Source organism: Enterobacter cloacae complex sp. ECC445 (assembly GCF_021892025.1).
Lineage (GTDB): Bacteria > Pseudomonadota > Gammaproteobacteria > Enterobacterales > Enterobacteriaceae > Enterobacter > Enterobacter chengduensis.
Genome location: NZ_JAKLRZ010000007.1, coordinates 242,487 through 268,002 on the forward strand (window position 1 = coordinate 242,487; position 25,516 = coordinate 268,002).

The window sequence follows — 25,516 nt, forward strand, 5'->3', positions numbered from 1 at the left end:
CGCCCTACTCTTTAAACGGGTTGCGCGTTGCGGGCGCGCTGGTTTTCACCGGCACCGCGTCTGCGGCAGGCGCGGACGGATAGGCTGGCATCACCGGGTTATTGCCGTTTGAGACGATGCCCAGCTTTTGCTCCTCCATGCGCTGCTGCTGGCGGGCGCGGATCTGGTCATATTTCTCTTTCGACGCCGCACTGTAGTTATCGTCGTCGCGCAGCACCGTGGTATGGATAAACACCATCAGGTTACGCTTGGAGGTATCTTCCGAGGTGTAGCGGAACAGCTGGCCCACCAGCGGAATATCGCCCAGCAGCGGCACCTTGGAGACGGTCTCTTTGGTGACGTTTTCCATCAGGCCGCCCAGCACCACGGTCTGACCGCTGTGCACCATCACTTCGTTATTGATGGTACGGGTGTTGAAGGTTGGGCCAAGGCTGGCGTCTTCGGTGGCGCTAGCGTCCACGCTGGAGACTTCCTGCTCAATCTTGAGATGAATCATGTCGCCGTCGTTAATCTGCGGCACAATTTTCAGCTTGGTACCGACCGTCTTGCGCTCAACGGAGTTAAAGACGTTGTCGCCGCTGGTGGTCTGCGAACCGGACAGTACCGGCACGTCCTGACCGACGTTGAACGACGCCTCTTTGTTGTCCAGCGTCACCACGCTTGGCGTAGAGAGAATGTCGTTCTTGGACCCCGTGGAGAGCGCGGTCATCAGCGCGCCGAAGTCGCCGTTAAAGAAGCCGGTCGCCATGCCGGTATAAGACAGCCCCTTAATGGCGCCATTCTTGACCTGGCTGATTGGCAGTCCGGTGGATCCGAACTGGACGCCGCCGTGCTTGCTGGTCCACTGCACGCCCAGATCCATGCCGTTGCCGTCCTGAACCTCCGCGATGATGGCTTCCACCAGCACCTGTGGACGGCGAATATCGAGCTTATCGATCACCTTCTCCAGGGAGTTCATCACGTTTGGCTGCGCGGTGATCACCAGCGAGTTGGTTGACTCGTCGGCGGTAATGTTCAGATCGCTGGAGGCGGTGGCGGTTTTCGCCTTCGGCGCGCCCGCTTTGTCTTTCAGCTGTTCGCCAATCCCGGTCAGCACCGGTACCACCTTGGTGGCGCTGGCGTATTTGAGGTAGAACACGCGGGTATTGCCCTCGTTGTTCTGCTCGCGATCCAGCTGATGGATCAGCGCGCGGGTGCGGGTGCGCGCCGCTTCCGAGCCGCTGATCACCAGGCTGTTGGTTTCGTCGTCCGCCACCACTTTGGTGGCCAGCTGCGGCGCGTTCTGCCCTTTCTGCTCTTCGTTGTTGAGGTTGTTCAACATGTCAGAGAGCTCTTTGGCAGAGGCAAAGCGCAGCGGCACAATTTCGCGGCGCTGAACGCCGTCTTTATCCACGCGCTGAACCAGGTCCACCAGGCGGTTTACCACCGAGGCTTTGCCGGTTAACAGCAGCACGTTGGACGGCTCAAAGTGCACCACGTTACCGATGCCGGTCGCGTCGTTGAGCTGGCGCAGCAGCGGGGCCAGCTCGCGCACCGGCACATTTTCCATGCGCACGACGCGGGTGATGATTTCATCCCCTTTGCCCGGATTGCTGCTGTCCGCCAGCGGCGCCCCGGCGGTGCGGGCGACGCTGGAACGCACCACCTTCACCATGCCGTTGTCCATCGGGATCACCGACAGGCCGTACAGATCCAGCACGCTCAGGAAGAACTGATAATATTCATCTTCCGTCAGCACGTTGTAGGTTCGCACCGACACCGTGCCCTGAACGGACGGGTCGACGAGAATGGTTTTATTAAGATTGCGACCTACCGTATCGATAAACTCGCGGATATCGGTATTTTTAAAGCTCGCGCTAAAGTTCGCTGCGAACAGCGAACCTGAATATAACGACAATGCGGTCAGCGCCACGCACGCCCAAGGAAATTTCTTCATGGCTGTACACTTGTTAATTGTTTAAAACATTAACCCGAATATTTTCAAGGTGAGCGTGACGTCTGACGACGACCTCCGCTTCTTTCATTTTCGACCAGTTAGCAATAATACTTTTTGCCTTTGCCTCGTCGGTCATATCGACAGAGTTTACTTTTACCGCCACGTCCCCTTTTTCCAGCCCTGTATGGCTGAAGAACGCGGAGGCATTCCTTGGATTAATGTTGTAGCCTTCCAGCTGGCCTTTTTCGATCACGGGTTTTAACACCAGATAATCATCCAGATGCACGCTTTCCGCGCCTGCATCTTTCGTCGATTTGGTTACCGGGCCGCTGTCAACGCCGCCCTTAAAATAATCCGGCTTATTTAACGCCAGTACCTGCGTAGCACCTTCGTAATTAACCACCACACTGTCTTTATTAATTTCCTGGATAAAAGCATCGTTAAAGCCGACCAGCGGCTCGCCTTCGCGGTAGCTCTTCTGACCGCCCGGCGTTTTGATAACGGCGAACGAAAGCCAGGCATCATCGCTGCGCACGATGCCTTCGATCTCCGCGGCCAGCGGGGTTTTTACCGCCGCTGCCGGGTTGTCCTGGCGTACCGCCGCCGTGAAGAGGGTGAATGTCTTTTCGTCACGACGTTTTTTCAGCGGCTGCGCGTCAGAATTAGCCAACTTATTCGTAACTTTTTTATAATCTTTGAACGTCAGATACCCTTGCTGGCCGCAAAAAATTAACAGCACAAACAGCATGCAAGGCGTGACCCACCGTGACAGAAATGAGAACCTCATTTTTCATCTGGCCTTTAATAAAGCAATAATAAGCAGCGTCGTGCTGCGCCAATATGTGAGCAAAGAGTAATTTCCGGCCGCAAAAACAACCACTGACTTTGCCGCTAACTTTCATACAGAAAAATATTGACCGTATAAAATCCAGATGTTAGGCCTCGCCAGCAGGATATTTTTACCCAGTGCGCAAATTGACCACCCTATAGCGTTGCTTTACTTTCTCGTCCTGTTGCTATTCCTAATCAGAGACGGTAAGTCGTTATGTATCAGAGCCACTTTAATTTTAAAAATCCGCCCTTTCGGAAAATCACCCGGTTATCCGGTGATTTTCTGGTGCCTTATCATCAGGACGTGTTCAACCTGCTGAAAGAGAAGACCCAACAGGCGGGGATTACCGGGCTCTTTTCCAACGATGCCCCGCTTCTGGGCCAGTTCAGCGATGCTCTGAAATCCGCGAATCCTGGCGCGCTTGCCGTCAACGCGTTTCCGAAACTGAGTGCCAGTAGCCTGCTGTACAAACTCAACCCGGGAACGAAAGAGAGCAAGAACCGTCTCCAGGCGGTGGATGCCGTATTGCATCAGTGGCAAGGGGAGAAAGCCCGGACGAAAGTGCTGGTGATTACCCATGCCGAAGCCATGAAGGACACCTGTCGGGACGTGCTGGCGATGCTGCTGACGCGCGCGCAGGAGCGGGAGTTTCGCCTGGCCATCGTATTGATGGGTGCCGCAGATCGGGACGCCGTCCTGATGCAGCAGCCTGAACTGCGTGAATATGCGCATACCCGCCACACCCTGCGCCCCCTCACCTGCCGGGAGTCTCTCAGCTACGTGCAGGCGCAGTGTGAAGAGCACGGGTGCGAGAGCGTTCCGCTCACCCCGGCGCGCGTGCGTAAAATGCATGCGCTGACCAAAGGGAATATCAGCAAGCTAAATGAGCTGGCGCACCTGTCGATGCTGGCCGCCTGGACCGAACGCGCAGCCCAGGTCAGCCCCCGTCATTTACGGCTGGCCTCCGGCGAGATCCTGCCCGCGAAAAAACGCGGCACGCGCCTGGCTACCGTAGGGCTTTTTGCCTCCGTGCTGTTCGCCGCCTGCGGCTGGTATTTAACCTCGTCCATCACCGCAAGGCTGCCTGTTCAACTGCCGGTGCCCGTCAGCTGGAAACAGCAGACGCCAAAAGCTGAGGCGCCGGTGGTGCCGGCTATTGACAACGAGATGGTGAATCAGCCGGATGCGATGCATCAGCTCTACCTGATGTGGGGGTATGACGCCTCGGCGGACGATGCCCTGTGTCAAAACGCCGCGAAGGTAAACCTGATGTGTAAGCAGGGTAGCGCCACACCGGACGCGCTGGCGCAGGAGGGTTATCCGTGGGTCAGCGAGCTGAAAACCGGTAACCACCTTAACTATGCCGTCGTCGCCCGCGTCGGGGATAATTCACTCGACCTGCTGATGAATAACCGCACCTGGCAGGTAAGCCGCAGCTGGTTTAACCAGCATGCCACCGGAAACTATACCCAGCTGCACCGCCTGACGCCGGACGGCAAAGATGCGATCACGGCCGCCAGCGACGCGAAAGACATGACCTGGCTCGACCAGCAGCTGAGCCTGGCCCTCAGCCAGCCGGAAACCCATGCGCAGACCTGGACGGCGGAGATGATGAAACGCACCCGTGAATTCCAGCAAGAAAAGCATCTGCACGTGGATGGCATTCCCGGTGAAGATACGCTGATGCAGTTAATGCGTGAAACCCATTCCACGCCGAGCGTATTAATACAAGCCTCGCATTCCACGCCGGATGCGAAAAAGCAGGAGAAACATTCCTGATGTCTACCATCTGTCTTGCGGCTCAGCGCAGCTACACCACCGGCGAGGCGGTCTGGTTTGCATACCGCCTTCCCCGTCTGAGAAACATCGTCAGTCATGCTCTTTTGGTCACGCTGGGCCTGTGCGCCGTGATATTCGCAGGGCTGTACGCGCATATTTACTGGAACCTGCGCCATCCGGCGCCGGAACCGGTCAAAGCCAGCGTCGCGAAGCCGGAAACGCAGCTTTCAGATATGCACTATGTGTATGTGAGCAAGCCGTTCCCGCATCCCCATCCGCAGCCAAAACCCGCGCCGGTGCAGGCGGATGTTCCGGCTATGCAGGATCTGCCGCTTAACAGTGATGATGCCGACTGGCAGCAGGCACCTGACGGCGACGTGCCGCATGATACGTCCCGCGACACCTTGCCCGGCACCGAAGCGCACGAGGCGTCCTCCAGCAGTGCTGGAACTGACGATGCCTCATTAAGCGAGTTATTAAAGCAGGCATTAAAAGAGCAAGAGCAGGATTATGCGCAGGGCAAAATTCCCGCGCCGCCCGTGGACGAAACGCAGGATCATTCGCAGAAAGAGGTGGTGCATAAAGTGGATCCCCGGTCTCCTTTAAGTGAGAAAGGAGACCGGCTGGAATAGTTAATATTTTTCTGGCAACGTGGTGAGGTTAAGGAGTCGACCCTTTTCCACAACGATATATTGACCTTTTTTCAGATCGGAGAGAATTTTAATGATGGTGCTGCGGGCCAGGTTGGTGTACTCCTGAATATAATCATAAACGTTAATATCGCGTTGGTGATGAACAATCAGGTCGTTGATCTCATATAAAAATTCACGCACCACAGAATAAGCGCTGCGGGCAACCAGAACATCGTCACGTTTGCTCAACATGCAGATATACCAGGAGAGAACTTTGGTTAACTGAGGCCACAGATTGTTATCCGTCATCAGCTGTGCGAAGGTCTCTTTTTTAATGGATCGCACCACGGTATTGGCGCGAACGAGGCCGTACATGTGGGTCGCGCTGTAGTACATCGAGGAAAGGCCGAAAATACACTGGCCGGTCACGGTGAACATACACAGCTCGTCGGACTCGCGTCGGAATTCAACTTCGCCGCTGACGATAATATGAATGTATTGTGAATCAGACGTGGATATTTTCTGCCATTTCTTTAAGGTTTTCTCTTCAAAACCGACGGTTGCAGAAATAATACTATTCATTTCGTCCTGTGAACGTAATTTTTTACCGTAAATGCTTAACATTGTTATACCCGATTTAAGATGTAAATTTTTTAGAATGCAGGGCTAAAGCACTAAAAATGCCTTAACCGCAGAATATTTTTCCTGATGATACGCTCAAGGAGAAAAATGAATAAAGAGTGCGATATATTTATTTGCTGCATTAATTAGCAAGCTATGTGTCTATCTTAAATGCGGATAATTTTAAGTCAATTAACTAAAAATTAATTGAGTTTGTACTTAAGATTAATCTCAAGGGGATTAGGGGTAACTGGCGCATTCGGGGGCATCCGAAGGATTACCCCTGCCCGTATTTCTCTAAAAGCGCTTCGGCAATGGCCATCGTTTCAACGTCCGCGACGCCGTTCCACCGCTCGGGCCGGAAATGCATCTGGAATGCCGTGATGACGCGCTTTTGCTGCGCCGGGGTGCCGTCAACCGGCACCTCATAGCCATAGCGCGCGAGGAGATCGAGCAATGCCCCGGTGTCCACCTGCTGATAGCGCGGCCGCCCGTTTATATAGAACGCGACGCGCGCCGGATCGGGCCATGCGCCAATGCCCTGCCGGGCAAGCTCTCGCCACGGGAACAGCGGGCCGGGATCGTCTTTGCGCTGCGGGGCGATGTCCGAATGGGCCACCACGTTTTCGGGCCTGATGTTGTAGCGGGTAATAATGTCTTTGGCGAGGGGCACCAGCGCCGCAATTTGCGCGGACTCAAACGGGGTAAAGTGCTTCACCCCGGCCGCTTTTTGCCAGCCGCGGTTCTCCAGCTCAATGCCGACGGACGTATCGTTTATCCGGTTGGTGCCGCGCCAGAAGCTGATGCCCGCATGCCAGGCCAGCTCGCTCTCGGGGACCAGTTGCCAGATGAGCGGCTTACCGTCCGGCGCCGGAGGCTTGGCCGGGATCAAATAGTGAGAGCTGACGTTCTTATCCGTCAGCGTGGCCAGCGAGCTGTCAAAATCGTCCGCGGTGTAGTGGATCACCAGCACCTTGATGCGCGGGTAAGCCGCCTGCGCCTGATGACGCGTATCCAGCTCGTAGGCGCCTTTGTCGACGATCCCTTTATCGGTGGCGCATCCTGCCAGCAGCAGCGCCAGCAGAAGCGCGGCAAACGAACGCCTCATCGCAGGGTTTTCACCGCCGTACCGCTTACGCTCACCATCAGCATGCTGGCATCTTTTCCGACCGTTTCGTAGTCGATATCAATCCCCACGACCGCATCGGCGCCGAGGGCTTCCGCCTGCTCGCCAAGCTCCTTAAACGCGATTTCGCGCGCTTTGCGCAGCTCTTTTTCGTATGCGCCCGAGCGGCCGCCAACGATATCGCGGATGCCGGCAAAAAAGTCGCGGAAGATATTGGCACCGAGAATCGCTTCGCCGGTGACCACTCCGCAATACTCGGTTATTGTCTGCCCTTCCAGGGTTGGCGTTGTTGAAAACTGCATGGTTTCTCTCCTTCTTTAGCGTTCAATGCCTTAGGCACAGCATTATCGGTTCGTTACGCTATGATTGAAAGGATAGTTAATAAATAAGGAAATCAACATGCGCTATTCAGCTTTAACACTTTTGGTGCCCTGCGCGCTGGTGCTCAGCGCCTGTACCACCACGGTCACGCCGGCCTTTAAGGATATCGGTACCCGCAGCGGCCCCTGCATTGAGGGCGGCCCGGACGCCGTGGCGCAGCAGTTCTATGATTATCGCATTCAGCACCGCAGCAACGACCTCACCGGCTTGCGCCCGTACCTGAGCGATGGCCTGGCTAAACTGCTTAACGACGCCACCCGCGATCCGCAGCACAACGCGCTGCTGAAATCCGATCCGTTCTCCAGCCGTACCACGCTGCCGGACAGCGCCGAGGTGGCCAGTGCATCAACCATCCCGAACACCGATGCGCGAAACATTCCGCTGCGCGTGAAGCTGACGCAGGGCAGCCAAACCTGGCAGGATGAAGTGCTGATGATCCGTGAGGGACAGTGCTGGGCGGTCGACGACGTGCGCTACGTTGGCGGCAGCGTTCATGCCCCGGCCGGCACGCTTCGCCAGTCCATTGAGAACCGCTAAATCATCAGTTATAAAAATGTTACCCCCGTAAAATGTCCGGCATTTCTTGCGGAATGCCGACATTTATACTCGCCGCCTTTGCCCGTCGCTATTTTGTGCTATGTTTAAGAGGAAACACGGGTTATATTTAACTTTTAACGCAGAAATATTGCATAACTATTCTGTCAACGGTACTATCTGCGGCCTCAATTGCTATAGATTGCCTGGATGAGTAAAGACTGCCCCGATGAGTATTAAACTAAACGGCATTAACTGCTTCTACGGCGCACACCAGGCGCTGTTTGACATCACGCTGAACTGCCCGGAAGGCGAAACGCTGGTTTTGCTTGGCCCAAGCGGTGCAGGCAAAAGCTCCCTTCTGCGCGTCCTTAATCTGCTTGAAATGCCCCGCTCGGGTACGCTGGCGATTGCCGGTAACCATTTTGATTTCGCAAAGACGCCGTCTGATAAAGCGATTCGTGAACTGCGTCAAAACGTCGGCATGGTCTTCCAGCAATACAATCTCTGGCCGCATCTGACCGTCCTGCAAAACCTGATTGAAGCGCCGTGCCGCGTGCTGGGGTTAAGCAAGAATCAGGCGATTGCCCGTGCCGACAAGCTGCTGGATCGTCTGCGCCTTAAGCCCTACAGCGACCGCTATCCGCTGCACCTTTCCGGCGGTCAGCAGCAGCGCGTCGCCATTGCCCGCGCGCTGATGATGGAGCCCGCCGTTCTGCTGTTTGATGAACCGACCGCAGCGCTGGACCCGGAGATCACCGCCCAGATCGTCAGCATCATTCGCGAGCTGGCGGAAACCAACATTACGCAGGTTATCGTCACCCACGAAGTGGAAGTAGCGCGTAAAACCGCCAGCCGCGTGGTGTACATGGAAAACGGCTATATCGTCGAGCAAGGTGATGCGAGCTGCTTCGCAAACCCGCAAACCGATGCCTTCAAAAACTATTTATCTCATTGATTGTGTCAGGGGAAATATAATGAAAAAAGTATTACTTGCCGTGCTGCTCGCTGGCGTTACCCTTTCTGCTACCGCAGCCCAGACCATTCGTTTCGCCACGGAAGCGTCCTACCCTCCGTTTGAGTCGATTGATGCGAACAATAAAATTGTGGGCTTCGACGTGGACCTGGCGAACGCCCTGTGTAAAGAGATCGATGCGACCTGTACCTTCAGCAACCAGGCGTTCGACAGCCTGATCCCAAGCCTGAAGTTCCGCCGTATCGACGCCGTGATGGCCGGTATGGACATCACCCCAGAGCGTGAAAAGCAGGTGCTGTTCACCACCCCTTACTACGACAACTCCGCCCTGTTCATTGGTCAGAAAGGGAAATTCACCTCTGTCGATCAGCTGAAAGGCAAAAAAGTGGGCGTGCAGAACGGCACCACGCACCAGAAATTCATCATGGATAAACATCCGGAAATCACCACCGTTCCGTATGACAGCTACCAGAACGCGAAGCTGGATCTGCAAAATGGCCGTATCGACGGCGTTTTCGGTGATACCGCGGTGGTGACCGAGTGGCTGAAAGCCAACGACAAGCTGGCCCCGGTGGGCGACAAAGTGACCGATAAGGACTACTTCGGTACCGGTCTGGGCATTGCCGTTCGTCAGGGCAACACCGAGCTGCAGCAGAAATTCAACGCTGCGCTGGAAAAAGTGAAGAAAGACGGCACCTACGAAACCATCTACAAAAAATGGTTCCAGAAGTAATTCCTGATGAATGAAATTTTTCCTTTAGCAAGCGCCGCCGGGATGACCGTCGGCCTTGCCGTTTGCGCGCTGATTATCGGCCTCGTGCTGGCGATGTTCTTTGCGGTGTGGGAATCCGCGAAATGGTTCCCCGTCGCCTGGGCAGGCTCCGCGCTGGTCACCGTGCTGCGTGGGCTACCGGAAATTCTGGTGGTCCTGTTTATCTATTTCGGCTCGTCACAGCTGCTGCTTACGCTGTCGGACGGCTTCACGCTCAATCTCGGCTTTGCGCAGATCCCGGTGCAGATGCAGATTGACAACTTCGACGTCAGCCCGTTCCTGTGCGGCGTGATTGCCCTCTCCCTGCTCTACTCGGCGTACGCGTCGCAAACCCTGCGCGGTGCGCTGAAGGCCGTGCCGCAGGGGCAGTGGGAATCGGGCCAGGCGTTAGGACTGTCGAAATCGGCGATCTTCTTCCGTCTGGTGATGCCGCAGATGTGGCGTCATGCCCTGCCCGGCCTCGGCAACCAGTGGCTGGTGCTGCTGAAGGATACCGCGCTGGTGAGCCTGATAAGCGTTAACGATTTGATGCTGCAAACCAAAAGCATCGCCACCCGTACCCAGGAGCCCTTCACCTGGTACATTGTGGCGGCGGCGATCTACCTGGTGATTACGTTGCTCAGTCAGTACATCCTCAAGCGTATTGACCTGCGGGCGACGCGCTTTGAACGGAGACCAGGCTGATGCTTGAATACTTTCCCGAGTTGATGAAAGGGCTGCACACCAGCCTGACGCTGACCGTGGCGTCCATCATCGTGGCGCTGATCCTGGCCCTTATCTTCACCATCATCCTGACGCTGAAAACGCCGGTGCTGGTGTGGATTGTGCGCGGCTACATCACCCTGTTTACCGGTACGCCGCTGCTGGTGCAGATCTTCCTGATTTACTACGGCCCGGGCCAGTTCCCGTCGCTGCAGGAGTATCCGGTTATCTGGCACCTGCTCTCTGAGCCGTGGCTGTGCGCCCTGATAGCCCTTTCCCTGAACAGCGCGGCCTATACCACCCAGCTGTTTTACGGGGCGATCCGCGCCATTCCGGAAGGCCAGTGGCAGTCCTGCGGGGCGCTCGGCATGAGCAAGAAGGACACGCTGGCGATCCTGCTGCCGTACGCCTTTAAGCGCGCGCTCTCCTCTTACTCCAACGAAGTGGTGCTGGTGTTCAAAAGTACCTCCCTGGCCTACACTATCACCCTGATGGAGGTGATGGGCCACGGGCAGCTGCTGTACGGGCGCACCTATGACGTGATGGTGTTTGGCGCGGCGGGCGTGGTGTATCTGGTAGTGAACGGTCTGCTGACGCTGATGATGCGTTTGATTGAGCGTAAAGCGTTGGCGTTTGAGCGCAGAAATTAACCACGCGAATGCATAAAACGGTATTTATAAAGCGGGTAACCTGATGGGTTATCCGCTTTTTTTTGCAACAAACACACTATTTAATCATTTTTATTGCATACAAATTCATTAACTGGCATTGTACATCCATGCCGCAGACACGGCGCATCAATAAGACAGACGGGAGCATTACAATGAAAAAGTTAGTTCTGGCCGCATTACTGGCAACCTTCGCCGCTGGCGCATCCGCTGCGGATAAAATCAATTTTGGCGTGTCCGCCACCTATCCGCCGTTTGAATCGCTGGATGCCAGCAACCAGATCGTGGGTTTCGACATTGACCTGGCGAAAGCCCTGTGCAAACAGATGCAGGCCGACTGCACCTTTACCAACCATGCCTTCGACAGCCTGATCCCGTCGCTGAAGTTCAAAAAATATGACGCGGTGATCTCCGGGATGGACATCACGCCGGAGCGCAGCAAGCAGGTGGCATTCACCGACCCGTACTATGCCAACTCGGCGGTAGTGATTGCGAAGAAAGGCGCTTATACCTCTTTCGACCAGCTGAAAGGCAAACGCATCGGGATGGAAAACGGCACCACGCACCAGAAATACCTCCAGGACAAACATCCTGAAGTGAAAACCGTGGCCTATGACAGCTACCAGAACGCGATTATCGACCTGAAAAATGGCCGTATCGACGGCGTCTTCGGCGACACCGCGGTGGTGAACGAGTGGCTGAAAACCAACCCGCAGCTCGGCACGGCAACGGAAAAAGTGACCGATCCGCAGTACTTCGGCACGGGCCTCGGCATCGCGGTACGTCCGGATAACAAAGCCCTGCTGGAAAAACTGAACGGCGCGCTGAAGGCGATTAAAGCGGACGGTACGTATCAGAAAATCAGCGACCAGTGGTTCCCGCAGTAACGTTTTTTGCCGGGTGATTCGGCCTACGGGGGTGGTAATCTGTAGGCCGGGTAAGGCGAAGCCGCCACCCGGCAATTTCTTAAAGCGGCACAAAGAATCTGAACCGCGCCCCGCTCACCGACTCCATCAGCCTGATCCCCCCCCCGTGCAGCTCCAGCATTCGCTTAACGATTAACAGCCCTAACCCGCCGCGGTTCTCCCGCGAGGCCTGGGTATTCAGCGCCGAAGGCCGCTGGAACAGATCGTCGCGCAGCGAGGCATCCACGCCCGTACCGCTGTCGGCCACTTCAACCTGAAGCCGTTCATTCTCCTGCCAGACCGCCAGGCGAATTTCCCCGCCGGTCGGCGTATGGCGCATCGCGTTATCGAGCAGGTTAGTCACCACGCGCTCGATCATCGACACGTCGGCGTTGACCAGCGGCAGCGGTCCCGGCACGTCAATATGCAAATTCACCTCGCGCGTGCGGGCGGTAAGCTCAAACTTCTGCGCCACGTCGGAGATCAGCTCCCCCATCGCGAAACGCTCTCGCTGAGGCTTGATGCCGCCGTGCTCAAGGCGCGCCAGCTCAAACAGCTGCTGTGAAAGATGGCGCACCTTTTGCCCCTGACGCAGGGCGGTGGCGAGATACTGCTGGTGCTCCTGCGGCGTCAGGGTCGCGGACTTGAGCGACAGGGTTTCCAGGTAGCCCAGCAGCGAGGTCAGCGGCGTGCGGAGATCGTGCGAAATATTGGCGATAAACTCCCGGCGCTGGCGATCGCTGTCGGCCAGCCGATCCCACTGCTGGGTGATTTTGCGCGCCAGCTCGATAAAGCTGTTGCGCAGGCGCGCCACTTCGTCATTTGCCGCGTCTTCCGGCGGCTCTGCAGCCAGCAGCCTGATTGCGCTAATGCTGTCCTGCTCCAGCCCGGCAACCTCTTCCGTCAGACGTTTAACCGGGCGCGTGACCCAGTACCAGACCAGCAGGCCCGCCAGCAGGCCAAACAGCGCCACCCACAGCAGCGACCAAAGCACCGTGCTCCACAGCGCCCTGTGCCAGGCCATTTCCGCCAGCGCGTTCGACTCCTCGCCCTGCAAAATAATATACAGATAGCCCTTAAGCTCGCCGTCCTGCCGAAGCGGCGTGGCGCTGAAGACCTTTTTATTCTGGCTGCGCGGATCGTCGCCCAGTACCGGAATGGCGGTGCCGCTCAGGAAGGTTTGAACCGGTGCCAGGTCGATTTTTTGCCGCTGAATATGGCCCGGCGGCGCGGCATCGGCCAGGATATCGCCGTCGGGCGAGACAACGTACAGCTCAACGCTCGGATTGAAGGTCATCAGCCGGTCAAACAGCGGCTTGAGCGCCGTTCGGTCAACCCGGCCCTGCGCGTCCAGAATCGGTTCCCGCTGGACGATCTGCTGCGCAAGTCCGCCAGACAGCCGCTGCACCATCGCGTTGCCGTACTGCGTGCTGGTGTAGAGCTGCACCGCGCAGGCAACGGCGGCGCAGAGCATCATCAGCAGGATGAACAGCAGCGTCAGGCGCTGGCTCAGGCTAAAACGGCGCATCATGGTTTGGCTCCGCAAATTTATAGCCCTTGCCCCAGACGGTGCGAATAATCTCCGGCTCGGCGGCGTCCTTCTCTATCTTGATGCGCAGGCGGTTGATGTGGGTGTTGACGGTATGCTCATAGCCTTCGTGCTGGTAGCCCCAGACCTGCTCCAGCAGCGCCAGACGGGAAAAGACCTCGCCCGGGTGGCGGGCAAAAAAGTAGAGCAGCTCAAATTCACGCGGGGTGAGATCCACCACCTGGCCGTGGAGCAGCACGCTGCGCGCCAGCGGATCGATGGTCAGACCGTGGGCCTGAATGTGCCCGTCCGTTTGCGCCTGCCCCATCGCCTGCTGACGGCGGAACAGCGCTTTGATGCGCGCAATCAGCTCCTGCACCGAAAACGGCTTAGCCAGATAGTCATCGGCGCCGGTTTCCAGCCCGGTGATGCGGTCGGTTTCACTGCTGCGGGCGCTGATGATGATGACCGGCAGGTAGCGCGTCATCTGCCGGATGCGGCGGCAAATCTCCAGCCCGTCAACGTTGGGCAGCATCAGGTCGAGGATCACCGCATCCCACGGCTGTTTTTCCAGGCGCTGCAGGGCGTTGCCCCCGTCGGGCTCGTGGGTGATGGCGTAGCCTTCGTCTTCTAAATTGAGTCGCAGAAGCGCCGCGATATCGTGGTCGTCTTCCACCAGCAGGATCTGCTTCATGGGTAAGCCTTCATTCAATTCTTATGACGTAAGCTTACCTGATTTCGCCGGGATGAAGAGTTCACATTTTGTTGAACATTGTGCGGGGTTCATGCCGGGTGGCGGCTGCGCCTTACCCGGCCTACCCGAGCCACCGGGCGATGTTAAGGATTAGCGCGTTTTTACCAACAACGTCAGCACTTCATAATGCGCGGTATGCGGGAACATATCGAAAAGCTGAACGCGCTCAACGCGATAGCCCGGCAGGCTGGCGATGTCTTTCGCCATGGTCTGCGCGTTGCAGCTGGAATAGATGATGTATTCCGGCGCCATCTGGCTCAGGTAATCGCAAAGCGCGTTGCCGATGCCGCGGCGCGGCGGGTTGACCAGCACCAGCTCCGGCACGTTGCCCTGGCCGGTGGCGAACTGCGTGGAGTCGAGCGCCTGGAAGTGCAGATTCGTTAACCCCAGCTCGGCGGCGGACTGCTTCGCGCAGGCAATCGCTTCGGCAGAAATCTCAATGCCGGTGAGCTGCATCTCCGGCGTGGCGCAGTGCAGCCCAAAGCCGCCGACGCCGCAGAACAGATCCCACATATGATTAACGCGTAACGCGCGCACCCAGTCGCGGGCGGTGGCGTATAACGCGCTCGCGACGGCCGGGTTGGTCTGGAAGAAGCTTTGCGGGCGGATCCACAGCGGCACGCCGTTGAAGCTTTCGGCCAGCGCGTGCTGGTCGGTGAAGAAGATCTCTTTCTCCCCCTCCATGATCGCCATATGCACCGGCTGAATGTTTGCGGTAATAACCTTAAGCTGCGGCAGCTGTTCCTGCAGCCACGGCAGCGCCGCGCGCAGCTGTTCCAGCTTGGTTTCGGAGCGCAGCACGAAGCGCAGCATCATGCCGCCGTCTTGCTGGCTTTCGGTCAGCAGGAGGTATTTCAGCTCGCCGCGCCTGCGGGCGACGCTGTAGGGCGTTAACCCTGCCCGCGCAATAAACGGTTTCAGCCCGGCAAAGACGGGTTCAAACGACGCAGGATAGAGCGGGCAGTCGGTTAAATCTTCCGGCGTGCCGTCGCGGTGCAGCATCCCCAGCAGCGGTTTTTCGACGCTGCCGCTGACCACCATTTTGGCTTTGTTGCGAAAACCCTTTTCCGGGCCGCTGACGGGCGCGCACCATTCGCCCACCGCGCGGGCTGCCAGCAGCTGTTGCAGGTCGGCCATTTTGGCGGTGAGTTGTTGAGAGACCGGCTGTTCTATCCACTGACAGGAGCGGCAGCGTCCGGCGTCATAGAGTGCGCACTGCATATGAAAACCTTAAGGAAAACGAGGGCTGCGATTATACACATTATTGCAGACGGAAGAACCGCCGGCTTGAGGCTGGCGCAAAGAGCAGCAGGAGCACCAGCATATCTGGCAATTTCTGCATGACCAGCGCATGGAAGATTTCGCGTTTGGATCCGCCTGCAATGCTGAACAGCTCCGGATAGCCGTATCCCAGCGAGGCGGCCCACAGATAGCTGGCGGCGGTCACCTGCGTCAGCAGATAGACCCAGCGCGCCCAGTTGCGCCCTTTGACCAGCGAAAACGCGCAGTAGATTTCGATAAAGACCAGCACCAGGCTGCTCAGAAAGACCAGCGTCAGATTCCACGTCTGCACGCTGCGGTGAATGAATTCACCGATGCCGCGCACGCCCAGGGTGTTCAGAATCATCAGCACGTCCAGGCAGCGGATCATAATAATGGCGAGCGCCGCCACCTGAACCAGCGCAGGGACGTTAGGACGCGCGTGCGTAATACGTGATTTTTTTAATAATCCCAATGTTTTACTTCCCTGAAAAACAGTGCCGCGTCATGCGCGGCACATCACTGGAAATTTTAAATCCTTCAGCCGCGTCTTGCACGCTGGATATCGCGCACGCGCTGTTTTTCCGCGCGCGCCATCAAATACCAGGCGATAAATCCGACAATTCCGACCACGCCGAGGATGATAGAGGCCAGGGCGTTAATCTCCGGGTTGACCCCCATGCGCACGCTGGAGAAGACCAGCATCGGCAGCGTCGTCGCCCCCGGGCCGGAGACAAAGCTGGCGATAACCAGATCGTCCAGCGACAGGGTAAACGCCAGCAGCCAGCCGGAGATCACCGCCGGCATAATCATCGGCAGCGTGATGATGAAAAAGACCTTCAGCGGCGTCGCGCCGAGATCCATCGCCGCCTCTTCAATGGAGCGATCCAGCTCGCGCAGGCGCGAGGCGATCACCACCGCGACATAGGCGGTACAGAAGGTGACGTGCGCCAGCCAGATGGTGAGCATGCCGCGATCCGCCGGCCAGCCGATGGCGTGCGCCAGGGCCACGAACAGCAGCAGCAGCGCGAGACCGGTGATCACGTCCGGCATGACCAGCGGGGCGGTAATCATAAAGGCGAACCCGTTCGAGCCGCGAAAACGCCCGAAGCGCACCATCACCAGCGCGGCGATCGTGCCCAGCACGGACGCCATGGTCGCCGCCAGCGCCGCAATGGTGAGGCTCAGCCCCACCGCGCTCATCATCGCATCGTCGTGGAACAGCTCGCTGTACCAGCGCGTCGACCAGCCCGCCCAGACCGTTACCAGCTTAGAGCTGTTGAAGGAGTAGATCACCAGCATCAGCATCGGCGCATACAGGAAGGTAAAGCCGATAACCAGGATCGCGATTCGCCACGGGGAGCGTACTACCGGTAGGTTGTTCATCCGCGATCTCCCATCTGTTTCTGCTGATGCTTGTGGAACCACATGATCGGCACGATCAGCAGCAGCAACATCACGATCGCCACCGCCGACGCCACCGGCCAGTCGCGGTTATTGAAGAACTCCTGCCACAGCACGCGGCCAATCATGATGCTGTCCGGGCCGCCGAGCAGTTCCGGGATCACAAACTCCCCTACCGCCGGAATAAAGACCAGCATTGACCCGGCAATAATCCCGCCTTTCGTGAGCGGGACAATGACGCTGAAAAAGGTTTTCAGCGGACGCGCCCCAAGATCGAGCGACGCTTCCACCAGCGAATAGTCAATCCGCGTCAGCGCCGTGTAGATCGGCAGCACCATAAACGGCAGATAGGCGTACACAATGCCGATATAGACCGCGAGGTTGGTGTGCAGGATCGTCAGCGGCTGATCGATAACGCCTAGCCACATCAGAAAGTTGTTGAGCACGCCGTTGTTTTTCAGGATCCCCATCCACGCGTAAACGCGGATCAGGAACGAGGTCCACGACGGCAGGATCACCAGCAGCAGCAGGATGTTACGCGTCGACGGCTTGCTGTGCGCCACGGCCCACGCCAGCGGGTAGCCCATCGCCAGACAGCAGAGCGTCGAAATCGCCGCCACCTGAAGCGACTGCAGATAGGCTTCGAAATAGAGCGGGTCGTCCGTCAGCTGCAGGAAGTTACCCAGGTTTAAGGTCAGCGTCAGCTGCCCGTCGGCCCAGTCCAGCAGGTTGGTGTAGGGCGGGATCGCCCGCGCCATTTCCGCCAGGCTTATCTTGAAAACAATCAGGAACGGCAGCAGGAACAGCAGGACCAGCCACACGTAAGGCATGGCGATCACCAGCTTGCGGCCGTGCTTCATCTGCATGCGCGTCAGCCAGCTGGCAACGCCGCCCGCTTTTTCTACGCGGGCTGGAGGTTCAAGTGTACTCATGATCGCCCCTTATACCGTCAGCACGACGCAACTGTCAGCATCCCAGCACAGGCGTACTTCGTCGCCCCATGTTGGCTGCCCCTTGCGATAGCGGTGTTCGTTTTGCAGCTGGGCGCTGAGCATCTGTCCGCTTTTCAGGCGCACGTGATAGATGGACAGATCGCCCAGATAGGCAATGTGCACCACTTCGCCCACGGCAAAGTTATAGCCATCGGCAGGCGGATCCTCGCAGAGCATGATCTTCTCCGGCCGCAGCGCGACGTAGACCGGCACGTTATCCACCACCGAGTTATCAGGATCGACCTTAAGCGGATGCTGCAGACCCGGCGATTCGATGACCAGGCCATCTTCCTGACGATCTTTCAGCAGCCCTTCGAAGACGTTAACCGAGCCGATGAACTCCGCGCTGTAGCGGGTGGTCGGATGCTCATAAATCTCTTCCGGCTCGCCAATCTGCACGAATTTACCGCGGTTCATGATCGCGATACGTCCGGCCATGGTCATCGCCTCTTCCTGGTCGTGGGTCACCATTACGCAGGTCACCCCCACGCGCTCGAGGATATCCACCACTTCAAGCTGCATACGGTCGCGCAGCTTTTTGTCCAGCGCGCCCATCGGCTCGTCGAGCAGCAGCAGCTTCGGGCGTTTTGCCAGGCTGCGGGCCAGAGCCACGCGCTGGCGCTGGCCGCCGGAGAGCTGGTGCGGCTTACGCTTCGCAAACTCCTGCATGTGCACCAGGCTCAGCATCTCGGCCACGCGTGCGGTAATTTCGGCCTTCGGCAGCTTGTCCTGCTTCAGGCCAAAGGCGATGTTCTGCTCCACCGTCATGTGCGGGAACAGCGCGTAGGACTGGAACATCATGTTGATCGGGCGCTGATACGGCGGCACGCTGGAGAGATCCACGCCGTCGAGCACGATCTGCCCGGCGGTCGGCTGTTCAAAACCGGCCAGCATGCGCAGCAGGGTCGATTTGCCGCAGCCCGATGCGCCCAGTAGCGCGAATATTTCGCCTTTATAGATAGTCAGGCTGACGTCGTCCACGGCATGCTGGCCATCGAAAGATTTGGTGAGGTTACGAATTTCAAGAAGCGGGGTCAGCGCTTTACGGACTTTCGCCTGCGGGCGGGGGATCGCGTCATTCACGGGGTGTTCTCCGGTAGAGATCAAATCATGGTGCAGGCGCACCAGAACGGTGCGCCTGTTGCCGGGGGGCGCTTCGCTTGCCCGGCCTGTGACAAAGGGTTACTTACCGCTTTTCACCTTGGTCCACGCGCGGGTCCGCACGCGGTCAATTTTCGGATCCTGAACCTTCAGGGTGAAGAGCTTGGCGAACACGTCCGCTGGCGGATAGATAGCCGGGTTATTACGGATTTCCTCGCTCACCAGCGGCACGGAGGCCTTGTTACCGTTGGCGTAGTAAACGTGGTCGCTGATGTGGGCGATCACTTCCGGACGCATCAGGTAGTTGAGGAACTGGTAGGCTTCGTCTTTGTTTTTAGCGTCAGCCGGCATCGCGAAGACGTCAAAGAAGGCCAGCGCCCCCTCTTTCGGGATGAAGTAAGAAACGTTTACGCCGTTTTTCGCCTCTTTCGCGCGGTTCGCCGCCTGCCATACGTCCCCTGCCCAGCCGATCGCGACGCAGATGTCGCCGTTCGCCAGGTCGTTGATGTACTGAGACGAGTGGAAGTAACGAATGTTTGGACGCAGCTTCAGCAGCAGATCGGTCGCCGGACCGGTGTAGTCATCCGCCTTGCTACTGTTCGGATCTTTGCCGAGGTAGTTCAGCACGGTGGCGAAAATCTCTTCCGGCGCGTCAAGGAAGGAGACGCCGCAGCTTTTCAGCTTCGCAAGGTTTTCCGGCTTCAGCACCACGTCCCAGCTGTCCAGCTTGACGTCCGGACCCAGCGCCGCTTTCACTTTATCCACGTTAAAGCCGATACCGGTGGTCGCCCACAGGTAAGGCATCGCGTATTTGTTGTCCGGGTCGTGTTTAGCCACCAGCTTCAGCACGTCCGGGTCGAGGTTTTTCCAGTTCGGTAACTTGCTCTTGTCCAGCGGCTGGAAGACGCCCGCCGTCAGCTGGCGCTCGAGGAAGCTTGCGGAAGGCACGACCAGGTCAAACCCGGTGCTGCCCGCCATAAGCTTTCCTTCCAGCACTTCGTTGGAATCGAACACGTCGTAGACCACTTTAATGCCGGTCTCTTTCTCAAAATTAGCCACCGTGTCCGGCGCAATATAGTCAGACCAGTTATAAACGTGCAGCGTTTTTTGTTCCGCAGCGAGCGTGCCGGCAGAGACGGCCATCAGAGCACCCGCAACCAGACCCGATAACCATTTTTTATTCAAGGCGATCATAGTGTTATTCCTTCTGAAAGCTCGTTAACAAACGAACTAAAACTGTGCAATCTGGATGTATGCAAAAATCATGCATAGTTTGTCGCTCTGCTCAAAATAAAAAGAAACCTCTTTACCCGGCAGGATCCGCTCGCTTTTTGAAGCATCGCAAGAATAACTGTAGCCCGTGTCTCCGGCTATAGCCCAGACGAAAAAACGCCTTTTATCAATTTTTTATGCAGGTTACGTCTACGTGATAAGCCGAAACGGCCTTCAGGGAGGTGAAAAATTCTTTAAAGAAAGGTTAAAAGCAGCAGAAAAGATGGCCTTCTGCAGTCGCCATGGCAGCGACTGCGCAAAAGTCAGACAGCCTTAGTGGAGAAAATTGGGAGATGCATCATTATTCTCTGCATCCTCTTCTGCGCTATACAGCAGATGGTGTGCATTGGCTTCCATCATTACCATGGAAATTTGCTCTTCGCTCAAGCGCATAAACCAGGCGAACTGCTTGAAAGACAGCCCGGCACCGGAGAATAAAGACTGGCAAACGACCAGTTTTGGCAGATTATCATCCTGTATGTCGAGAAATGCCTTCACCGTCAAAGAACTGGCGTTGATGGCCGACAGGTCGGAGGCCAGCGCCAGCAGCGCGGACGGCTTCACTTCGGCCAGCGCGGAGAAAAGGATCACGTCGTTAATCAGATCGATTTTGGCATCAAAAATGCCGTCGAAGTTTTGCATATGAGGCAGATGCAGCGCCTGGCAGGAATCGCATTCGAAGAACGTAATTCCGGCATCATCGAGCCATTGACGTAACGTATCCAGTGTAGGTACGACCTGTAAATCCATCGCTGTGCAGCCTCTTAAATAAAAACTTCGTTTAGATTACGCAAAAAGTGCTTTCAATGCCATTTAACCGCCCGTTTTCAGACAGTAGCCCGGCGTCGCATGACGCTCAATCCATGCGATCATTTTACCCGCAATATCGACGCCGGAGGTTTTTTCCACGCCTTCCAGCCCCGGAGAAGCATTGACCTCCATGACCAGCGGCCCGCGCGTCGCCCGCAGAAGGTCTACGCCCGCCACGTCCAGCCCCAGGGTTTGCGCCGCTTTCACGGCAATTTCCCGCTCGCGATCGCTGATATCGGCGATTCTGGCAACGCCGCCGCGGTGAAGGTTAGAGCGGAAGTCGCCCTCTTTCGCCTGCCGCTCGATGGCCGCCACCACTTCGTTACCGACCACGAAGCAGCGAATATCGCGCCCTTTCGCCTCTTCAATATACTCCTGCACCAGAATGTGCGCATTCAGTCCCCGAAAGGCGTCAACCACGCTTTCTGCCGCCTGACGCGTCTCCGCCAGCACCACGCCGATGCCCTGCGTGCCTTCCACCAGCTTGATCACCAGAGGCGCGCCGCCCACCATGTCAATGAGATCGCTGGTGTCGTCCGGGGAATGGGCAATCCCCGTGACGGGGAGATCGATCCCCTGACGGGCGAGCAGCTGCAGCGAGCGCAGCTTGTCGCGGGCGCGGGAAATGGCGACGGATTCGTTGAGCGGATAGCTGCCCAGCATCTCAAACTGGCGCAGCGCGGCGGTGCCGTAATAGGTAATCTGCGAGCCGATGCGCGGGATCACCGCATCAAAGTGCGGCAGCTTGCGGCCTTTGTAGTGAATCGACGAAGCGGCCGGGTCGATGTTCATATAGCAGGACATCGGGTCGAGGATCTCAACCTGATGCCCGCGTTTGGCTGCCGCTTCTCGCAGGCGTTTACATGAATAGAGCGTTCCATCCCGGGACAATATGGCAATTTTCACCCTGCACCTCTCTGAAGACACGGAAAAAGCCTGCGTATCATATACGCAGGCAGGCACAGGATAAATGGACTATCGCGTCGCCCAGCCCTGTTTATGCAGATAATCGAGAATAAACGGGCGATTTTCCTTAATGATGGTGCGGCGAATATGGTCGCTCCAGGTGTCGCGGCGGTTATTGCTGTCGCGCGTCAGATAGTAATTCGCCAGCTCTTCATCGTATTGATGCAGGACGTCGCGATCGACCGGCTGGTAGTGATTTTCGTGCACCAGCATCGCCGCAGGAATGCGCGGCTTGAGATCCGGGTTATCCGCCGGCCAGCCGAGACACAGGCCGAACAGCGGCAGCACGTGTTTTGGCAGCTTCAGCAGCTCGGTTACGCTTTCGATGTTGTTACGCAGCCCGCCGATGTAGACGCCGCCTAACCCCAGCGACTCCGCGGCCGTAAAGGCGTTTTGCGCCATCAGGGCGGTATCCACCACGCCCAGCAGCAGCTGTTCGGCCAGCCCCAGCTGCGCTTCAGGGCAGATCTGCAGGTGGCGGTTAAAGTCGGCGCAGAACACCCAGAACTCGGCGGCCTGAGCCACATGCTTTTGTCCGCCGGTGAGCGTCACTAACTCTTCACGCATGGCCTTGTCGGTAATGCGAATAATGGAGCTGCACTGCAGGAAGCTGGAACTCGAGGTCGCCCTGGCGCTGTTAATGATGGCGGTACGCTGCGCGTCGGTAATCGGCTCGTCGGTGAAGTGGCGAATGGAGCGGTGGGACTGGAGCAGGTCAATCGTGGGTGTCATCTTGTCTCTCTTTGTCTTGCTTAAACCTTATGCCAGCCAGTATAGGCAATGATTTGCGCGATGTAATTGGCGAAACATAGCCTGACTGTATCAAAGCGACAGGCGAAACCTTCTTTAATGGCGGCAGGTTATCGGGCACTATATGCCTATTCGCCGTCAGGCTTGTTTTTGAGGAGAGAGAAATGTTTGCAGTAATTTTTGGTCGTCCAGGGTGCCCTTACTGTGTGCGCGCGAAAGAGCTGGCTGAGAAACTGACCGAAGAACGCGATGACTTTAACTTCCGCTACGTGGACATCCACGCGGAAGGCATCACCAAAGCGGATCTCGAAAAAACCGTCGGCAAGCCGGTTGAAACCGTGCCGCAGATCTTCCTCGATCAGAAACACATCGGCGGCTGCACCGACTTTGAAGCCTACGCCAAAGAGCATCTTGGCCTGTTTGCCGAGCAGTAATGACAAGACGCCCTCACCGTGAGGGCGTTTTTATTTGTGCTGCCGTCGATGTTTAAGCAGGCTGCGCACAAACAGGTAGCAGAGCGCGCCAAGGGCGCACCAGAATACGGCGCTCAACAACCACGCCAGTTCCTGCCAGAAACTTCGGGTTGAAACGTACAGCAGGCGCATCAGCAGCAGACACAGCGGCGCGGCCAGCATAGCGCCCAGCAGCGGCTTTACCACCTCCCCTTTCCGGGAGAGAAAACTGGCCGCAGCCCCCGGCAGCGTGAAAAAGAGTAGCCCCAGCTCCGGGTGACCCGATGCCCTGAATGCCCCTTTCACATTAAACGCGAGCGACATGCAGACGACCGTGAACAGCAAAAAGCAGCTGATCACTCCCGCCCAGTTTCGTTTCATATTCAAACTATCCTCCTGACTTATCTCTATCAAATACACTTTCGTCGGGTAGACGCCCAGTCAGATAAAGCAATGCGGCAATCCTTGCCAAAGTACGCACAGGGTGATGCGATAATAGGTGGCTGTCAGTAGCTAATGCGATTAAACTACACGCCAGCTAATGTTTTAGGGAATAAAGCAGGAAACAGGGAGCGTTAACGCCTTTCCCTGACCCAGAAAACAGTAGCCCAAAAAGTCCTTTCATTCAACAACTTACTAGTAAACAAGAAGTTAGCCTCCGTGAATATAAACGTCGCAGACTTGTTAAATGGGAATTACATCCTGTTATTATTTGTGGTACTGGCGCTGGGTCTTTGCCTGGGTAAATTGCGCCTGGGGTCGGTTCAACTCGGTAATTCCATTGGCGTTTTAGTCGTCTCACTATTATTAGGCCAGCAGCACTTCAGCATTAACACGGACGCGCTCAACTTAGGTTTTATGCTGTTTATTTTTTGCGTTGGCGTTGAAGCGGGACCTAACTTTTTTTCAATTTTCTTCCGCGACGGCAAAAATTATCTGATGCTGGCGCTGGTGATGGTCGGCAGCGCGCTGCTGATCGCGTTGGGGCTGGGTAAACTGTTTGGCTGGGATATCGGGTTAACGGCCGGTATGCTGGCAGGCTCCATGACCTCCACCCCGGTGCTCGTGGGTGCCGGTGATACCCTGCGTCATTCCGGCATGGCCGGCGCGCAGCTCTCTACCGCGCTCGACCACCTGAGCCTGGGCTATGCCCTGACCTATCTGATTGGTCTGGTGAGCCTGATTGTAGGCGCGCGCTACCTGCCAAAACTGCAGCACCAGGATCTCCAGACTAGCGCCCAGCAAATCGCCCGCGAGCGCGGTCTCGATACCGACTCCAAACGTAAAGTCTATCTCCCGGTGATCCGCGCCTATCGCGTTGGGCCAGAGCTGGTGGCCTGGGCTGACGGCAAAAATCTGCGCGAACTGGGAATTTACCGCCAGACGGGGTGCTACATTGAACGTATCCGCCGCAACGGCATTCTGGCGAACCCGGACGGCGACGCGGTGCTGCAGATGGGCGACGACATCGCGCTGGTGGGTTACCCGGACGCCCACGCCCGTCTCGACCCGAGCTTCCGTAACGGCAAAGAGGTGTTCGACCGCGACCTGCTCGACATGCGCATCGTCACCGAAGAGATCGTGGTGAAAAACCATAACGCCGTGGGCCGTCGCCTGGCGCAGCTGAAGCTGACCGACCACGGCTGCTTCCTCAACCGCGTGATCCGCAGCCAGATTGAGATGCCGATCGACGATAACGTCGTGCTCAACAAAGGCGACGTTTTGCAGGTCAGCGGCGACGCGCGACGCGTGAAAACCGTGGCCGACCGCATCGGCTTTATCTCCATTCACAGCCAGGTCACCGACCTGCTGGCCTTCTGCGCCTTCTTTATCGTTGGCCTGATGATCGGGATGATCACCTTCCAGTTCAGCAACTTTAGCTTCGGCATCGGTAACGCCGCCGGGCTGCTGTTTGCCGGGATCATGCTCGGCTTCCTGCGAGCGAACCACCCGACCTTTGGCTACATTCCGCAGGGCGCATTGAACATGGTGAAAGAGTTCGGTCTGATGGTCTTTATGGCGGGCGTAGGCTTGAGCGCGGGCAGCGGGATTGGCCACAGCCTTGGCGCCGTCGGCTGGCAGATGCTGGTTTCCGGACTTATCGTCAGCCTGGTGCCGGTGGTGATCTGCTTCCTGTTCGGCGCCTACGTGCTGCGCATGAACCGCGCCCTGCTGTTCGGGGCGATGATGGGCGCGCGTACCTGTGCCCCAGCGATGGAAATCATCAGCGACACCGCGCGCAGCAACATCCCGGCGCTGGGCTATGCGGGCACGTACGCTATCGCCAACGTGCTGCTGACGCTGGCGGGTACGCTAATCATCATCATCTGGCCGGGGCTCGGATAACTCCTAAGAATGCGCGT

General features: G+C 57.2%; 27 protein-coding genes. 10 read left to right on the top strand and 17 right to left on the bottom strand.

What is annotated here, in order from left to right:
* Positions 1-4: 4 nt before the first annotated feature.
* Positions 5-1,936 carry a type II secretion system secretin GspD gene (gspD, locus tag L6R44_RS09065; RefSeq protein WP_237423944.1) on the bottom strand — a complete coding sequence of 644 codons (1,932 nt, stop codon included), beginning with the start codon at positions 1,934-1,936 and terminating at the stop codon, positions 5-7.
* A 13-nt stretch (positions 1,937-1,949) separates the two neighbouring features.
* Positions 1,950-2,681: a type II secretion system protein GspC gene (gene gspC, locus L6R44_RS09070; protein WP_080283020.1), complete on the bottom strand. Its 732-nt coding sequence runs from the start codon at positions 2,679-2,681 to the stop codon at positions 1,950-1,952.
* A gap of 300 nt (positions 2,682-2,981) precedes the next feature.
* On the opposite strand from gspC, the gene L6R44_RS09075 reads away from it, so the two are divergent.
* Both L6R44_RS09075 and L6R44_RS09080 read left to right on the top strand, forming a co-directional pair.
* Positions 2,982-4,547, top strand: a complete 1,566-nt coding sequence (locus L6R44_RS09075) for a peptidoglycan-binding protein (protein WP_237423945.1) — start codon at positions 2,982-2,984, stop codon at positions 4,545-4,547.
* Positions 4,547-5,179, top strand: coding sequence for a hypothetical protein (locus L6R44_RS09080; protein ID WP_237423946.1), 633 nt, complete (start codon positions 4,547-4,549; stop codon positions 5,177-5,179). The genes L6R44_RS09075 and L6R44_RS09080 overlap by 1 nt, the downstream gene beginning before the upstream one ends.
* Here L6R44_RS09080 and L6R44_RS09085 read toward each other — a convergent pair whose 3' ends face one another.
* The 3 genes from L6R44_RS09085 to L6R44_RS09095 all read right to left on the bottom strand — a co-directional run bounded on the left by L6R44_RS09085 (position 5,180) and on the right by L6R44_RS09095 (position 7,228).
* On the bottom strand, positions 5,180-5,803 hold the full coding sequence (locus L6R44_RS09085) for a helix-turn-helix domain-containing protein (RefSeq protein ID WP_237423947.1): 624 nt from the start codon (positions 5,801-5,803) through the stop codon (positions 5,180-5,182).
* 274 nt (positions 5,804-6,077) lie between these two features.
* A complete protein-coding gene (locus tag L6R44_RS09090; protein ID WP_237423948.1) occupies positions 6,078-6,908 on the bottom strand; it encodes an N-acetylmuramoyl-L-alanine amidase in 831 nt (276 codons plus the stop codon).
* Positions 6,905-7,228: a heavy metal-binding domain-containing protein gene (locus L6R44_RS09095; protein WP_023310944.1), complete on the bottom strand. Its 324-nt coding sequence runs from the start codon at positions 7,226-7,228 to the stop codon at positions 6,905-6,907. Before L6R44_RS09095 ends, L6R44_RS09090 begins: the two co-directional genes overlap by 4 nt.
* A gap of 97 nt (positions 7,229-7,325) precedes the next feature.
* Between L6R44_RS09095 and L6R44_RS09100 the strand changes: the two genes are divergently transcribed.
* The 6 genes from L6R44_RS09100 (at position 7,326) to artJ (ending at position 11,846) form a co-directional block, all read left to right on the top strand.
* Entirely contained in the window at positions 7,326-7,844 is a 519-nt protein-coding gene (locus L6R44_RS09100) for a lipoprotein (RefSeq protein ID WP_021240920.1), read from the top strand.
* 226 nt (positions 7,845-8,070) lie between these two features.
* Complete coding sequence (artP, locus tag L6R44_RS09105) at positions 8,071-8,799, top strand: arginine ABC transporter ATP-binding protein ArtP (protein WP_237423949.1); 729 nt, start codon at positions 8,071-8,073, stop codon at positions 8,797-8,799.
* A gap of 19 nt (positions 8,800-8,818) precedes the next feature.
* Positions 8,819-9,550, top strand: coding sequence for an arginine ABC transporter substrate-binding protein ArtI (artI, locus tag L6R44_RS09110; RefSeq protein WP_008500032.1), 732 nt, complete (start codon positions 8,819-8,821; stop codon positions 9,548-9,550).
* Between the two features lie 6 nt (positions 9,551-9,556).
* A complete protein-coding gene (gene artQ, locus L6R44_RS09115) occupies positions 9,557-10,273 on the top strand; it encodes an arginine ABC transporter permease ArtQ (RefSeq protein WP_045327345.1) in 717 nt (238 codons plus the stop codon).
* The gene (gene artM / locus L6R44_RS09120; RefSeq protein ID WP_023310940.1) at positions 10,273-10,941 is read left to right on the top strand and encodes an arginine ABC transporter permease ArtM; all 669 of its coding nucleotides are present in this window, start codon (positions 10,273-10,275) and stop codon (positions 10,939-10,941) included. Before artQ ends, artM begins: the two co-directional genes overlap by 1 nt.
* A 173-nt stretch (positions 10,942-11,114) precedes the next feature.
* Complete coding sequence (artJ, locus tag L6R44_RS09125; RefSeq protein WP_033145047.1) at positions 11,115-11,846, top strand: arginine ABC transporter substrate-binding protein ArtJ; 732 nt, start codon at positions 11,115-11,117, stop codon at positions 11,844-11,846.
* Positions 11,847-11,925: 79 nt separating this feature from the next.
* Here artJ and L6R44_RS09130 read toward each other — a convergent pair whose 3' ends face one another.
* The 11 genes from L6R44_RS09130 to nfsA form a co-directional block, all read right to left on the bottom strand.
* The gene (locus L6R44_RS09130) at positions 11,926-13,395 is read right to left on the bottom strand and encodes a sensor histidine kinase (protein WP_237423950.1); all 1,470 of its coding nucleotides are present in this window, start codon (positions 13,393-13,395) and stop codon (positions 11,926-11,928) included.
* Complete coding sequence (locus L6R44_RS09135; protein WP_032639158.1) at positions 13,379-14,086, bottom strand: response regulator transcription factor; 708 nt, start codon at positions 14,084-14,086, stop codon at positions 13,379-13,381. The genes L6R44_RS09130 and L6R44_RS09135 overlap by 17 nt, the downstream gene beginning before the upstream one ends.
* 150 nt (positions 14,087-14,236) lie before the next feature.
* Complete coding sequence (rlmC, locus tag L6R44_RS09140) at positions 14,237-15,367, bottom strand: 23S rRNA (uracil(747)-C(5))-methyltransferase RlmC (protein ID WP_237423951.1); 1,131 nt, start codon at positions 15,365-15,367, stop codon at positions 14,237-14,239.
* A gap of 40 nt (positions 15,368-15,407) precedes the next feature.
* The gene (locus tag L6R44_RS09145; protein WP_032639156.1) at positions 15,408-15,881 is read right to left on the bottom strand and encodes a YbjO family protein; all 474 of its coding nucleotides are present in this window, start codon (positions 15,879-15,881) and stop codon (positions 15,408-15,410) included.
* Positions 15,882-15,946: 65 nt separating this feature from the next.
* Positions 15,947-16,792 (bottom strand): putrescine ABC transporter permease PotI, encoded by an 846-nt coding sequence (gene potI / locus L6R44_RS09150; RefSeq protein WP_008503447.1) that lies wholly within the window; start codon positions 16,790-16,792, stop codon positions 15,947-15,949.
* Positions 16,789-17,742, bottom strand: a complete 954-nt coding sequence (gene potH, locus L6R44_RS09155; protein ID WP_032639155.1) for a putrescine ABC transporter permease PotH — start codon at positions 17,740-17,742, stop codon at positions 16,789-16,791. Before potH ends, potI begins: the two co-directional genes overlap by 4 nt.
* Before the next feature lie 9 nt (positions 17,743-17,751).
* Complete coding sequence (potG, locus tag L6R44_RS09160) at positions 17,752-18,885, bottom strand: putrescine ABC transporter ATP-binding subunit PotG (RefSeq protein WP_021240929.1); 1,134 nt, start codon at positions 18,883-18,885, stop codon at positions 17,752-17,754.
* A 99-nt stretch (positions 18,886-18,984) separates the two neighbouring features.
* Complete coding sequence (gene potF / locus L6R44_RS09165) at positions 18,985-20,097, bottom strand: spermidine/putrescine ABC transporter substrate-binding protein PotF (RefSeq protein WP_032639154.1); 1,113 nt, start codon at positions 20,095-20,097, stop codon at positions 18,985-18,987.
* A 351-nt stretch (positions 20,098-20,448) separates the two neighbouring features.
* Complete coding sequence (locus L6R44_RS09170) at positions 20,449-20,925, bottom strand: YbjN domain-containing protein (protein WP_032639153.1); 477 nt, start codon at positions 20,923-20,925, stop codon at positions 20,449-20,451.
* 63 nt (positions 20,926-20,988) lie between these two features.
* A complete protein-coding gene (gene rimK / locus L6R44_RS09175) occupies positions 20,989-21,891 on the bottom strand; it encodes a 30S ribosomal protein S6--L-glutamate ligase (protein WP_237423952.1) in 903 nt (300 codons plus the stop codon).
* Positions 21,892-21,960: 69 nt separating this feature from the next.
* Positions 21,961-22,683 carry a nitroreductase NfsA gene (gene nfsA / locus L6R44_RS09180; RefSeq protein WP_032639151.1) on the bottom strand — a complete coding sequence of 241 codons (723 nt, stop codon included), beginning with the start codon at positions 22,681-22,683 and terminating at the stop codon, positions 21,961-21,963.
* 182 nt (positions 22,684-22,865) lie between these two features.
* Between nfsA and L6R44_RS09185 the strand changes: the two genes are divergently transcribed.
* A complete protein-coding gene (locus L6R44_RS09185) occupies positions 22,866-23,135 on the top strand; it encodes a GrxA family glutaredoxin (protein ID WP_028012502.1) in 270 nt (89 codons plus the stop codon).
* A gap of 30 nt (positions 23,136-23,165) precedes the next feature.
* Here the strand turns inward: L6R44_RS09185 and L6R44_RS09190 are convergent, their stop codons facing one another.
* A complete protein-coding gene (locus L6R44_RS09190; protein WP_080500327.1) occupies positions 23,166-23,534 on the bottom strand; it encodes an inner membrane protein YbjM in 369 nt (122 codons plus the stop codon).
* Between the two features lie 279 nt (positions 23,535-23,813).
* Here L6R44_RS09190 and L6R44_RS09195 point away from each other — a divergent pair, with 279 nt between their 5' ends.
* Positions 23,814-25,499, top strand: a complete 1,686-nt coding sequence (locus tag L6R44_RS09195; RefSeq protein ID WP_014169303.1) for an aspartate:alanine antiporter — start codon at positions 23,814-23,816, stop codon at positions 25,497-25,499.
* The last annotated feature ends 17 nt before the right edge of the window (positions 25,500-25,516 follow it).

Bases quoted from the DNA above. Each gene is read 5' to 3' on its own strand.
- gspD (WP_237423944.1), bottom strand. From the start codon at position 1,936: ATGAAGAAATTTCCTTGGGCGTGCGTGGCGCTGACCGCATTGTCGTTA.
- L6R44_RS09075 (WP_237423945.1), top strand. From the start codon at position 2,982: ATGTATCAGAGCCACTTTAATTTTAAAAATCCGCCCTTTCGGAAAATC.
- L6R44_RS09080 (WP_237423946.1), top strand. From the start codon at position 4,547: ATGTCTACCATCTGTCTTGCGGCTCAGCGCAGCTACACCACCGGCGAG.
- L6R44_RS09085 (WP_237423947.1), bottom strand. From the start codon at position 5,803: ATGTTAAGCATTTACGGTAAAAAATTACGTTCACAGGACGAAATGAAT.
- L6R44_RS09090 (WP_237423948.1), bottom strand. From the start codon at position 6,908: ATGAGGCGTTCGTTTGCCGCGCTTCTGCTGGCGCTGCTGCTGGCAGGA.
- L6R44_RS09095 (WP_023310944.1), bottom strand. From the start codon at position 7,228: ATGCAGTTTTCAACAACGCCAACCCTGGAAGGGCAGACAATAACCGAG.
- L6R44_RS09100 (WP_021240920.1), top strand. From the start codon at position 7,326: ATGCGCTATTCAGCTTTAACACTTTTGGTGCCCTGCGCGCTGGTGCTC.
- artP (WP_237423949.1), top strand. From the start codon at position 8,071: ATGAGTATTAAACTAAACGGCATTAACTGCTTCTACGGCGCACACCAG.
- artI (WP_008500032.1), top strand. From the start codon at position 8,819: ATGAAAAAAGTATTACTTGCCGTGCTGCTCGCTGGCGTTACCCTTTCT.
- artQ (WP_045327345.1), top strand. From the start codon at position 9,557: ATGAATGAAATTTTTCCTTTAGCAAGCGCCGCCGGGATGACCGTCGGC.
- artM (WP_023310940.1), top strand. From the start codon at position 10,273: ATGCTTGAATACTTTCCCGAGTTGATGAAAGGGCTGCACACCAGCCTG.
- artJ (WP_033145047.1), top strand. From the start codon at position 11,115: ATGAAAAAGTTAGTTCTGGCCGCATTACTGGCAACCTTCGCCGCTGGC.
- L6R44_RS09130 (WP_237423950.1), bottom strand. From the start codon at position 13,395: ATGATGCGCCGTTTTAGCCTGAGCCAGCGCCTGACGCTGCTGTTCATC.
- L6R44_RS09135 (WP_032639158.1), bottom strand. From the start codon at position 14,086: ATGAAGCAGATCCTGCTGGTGGAAGACGACCACGATATCGCGGCGCTT.
- rlmC (WP_237423951.1), bottom strand. From the start codon at position 15,367: ATGCAGTGCGCACTCTATGACGCCGGACGCTGCCGCTCCTGTCAGTGG.
- potI (WP_008503447.1), bottom strand. From the start codon at position 16,792: ATGAACAACCTACCGGTAGTACGCTCCCCGTGGCGAATCGCGATCCTG.
- potH (WP_032639155.1), bottom strand. From the start codon at position 17,742: ATGAGTACACTTGAACCTCCAGCCCGCGTAGAAAAAGCGGGCGGCGTT.
- potF (WP_032639154.1), bottom strand. From the start codon at position 20,097: ATGATCGCCTTGAATAAAAAATGGTTATCGGGTCTGGTTGCGGGTGCT.
- L6R44_RS09170 (WP_032639153.1), bottom strand. From the start codon at position 20,925: ATGGATTTACAGGTCGTACCTACACTGGATACGTTACGTCAATGGCTC.
- nfsA (WP_032639151.1), bottom strand. From the start codon at position 22,683: ATGACACCCACGATTGACCTGCTCCAGTCCCACCGCTCCATTCGCCAC.
- L6R44_RS09185 (WP_028012502.1), top strand. From the start codon at position 22,866: ATGTTTGCAGTAATTTTTGGTCGTCCAGGGTGCCCTTACTGTGTGCGC.
- L6R44_RS09190 (WP_080500327.1), bottom strand. From the start codon at position 23,534: ATGAAACGAAACTGGGCGGGAGTGATCAGCTGCTTTTTGCTGTTCACG.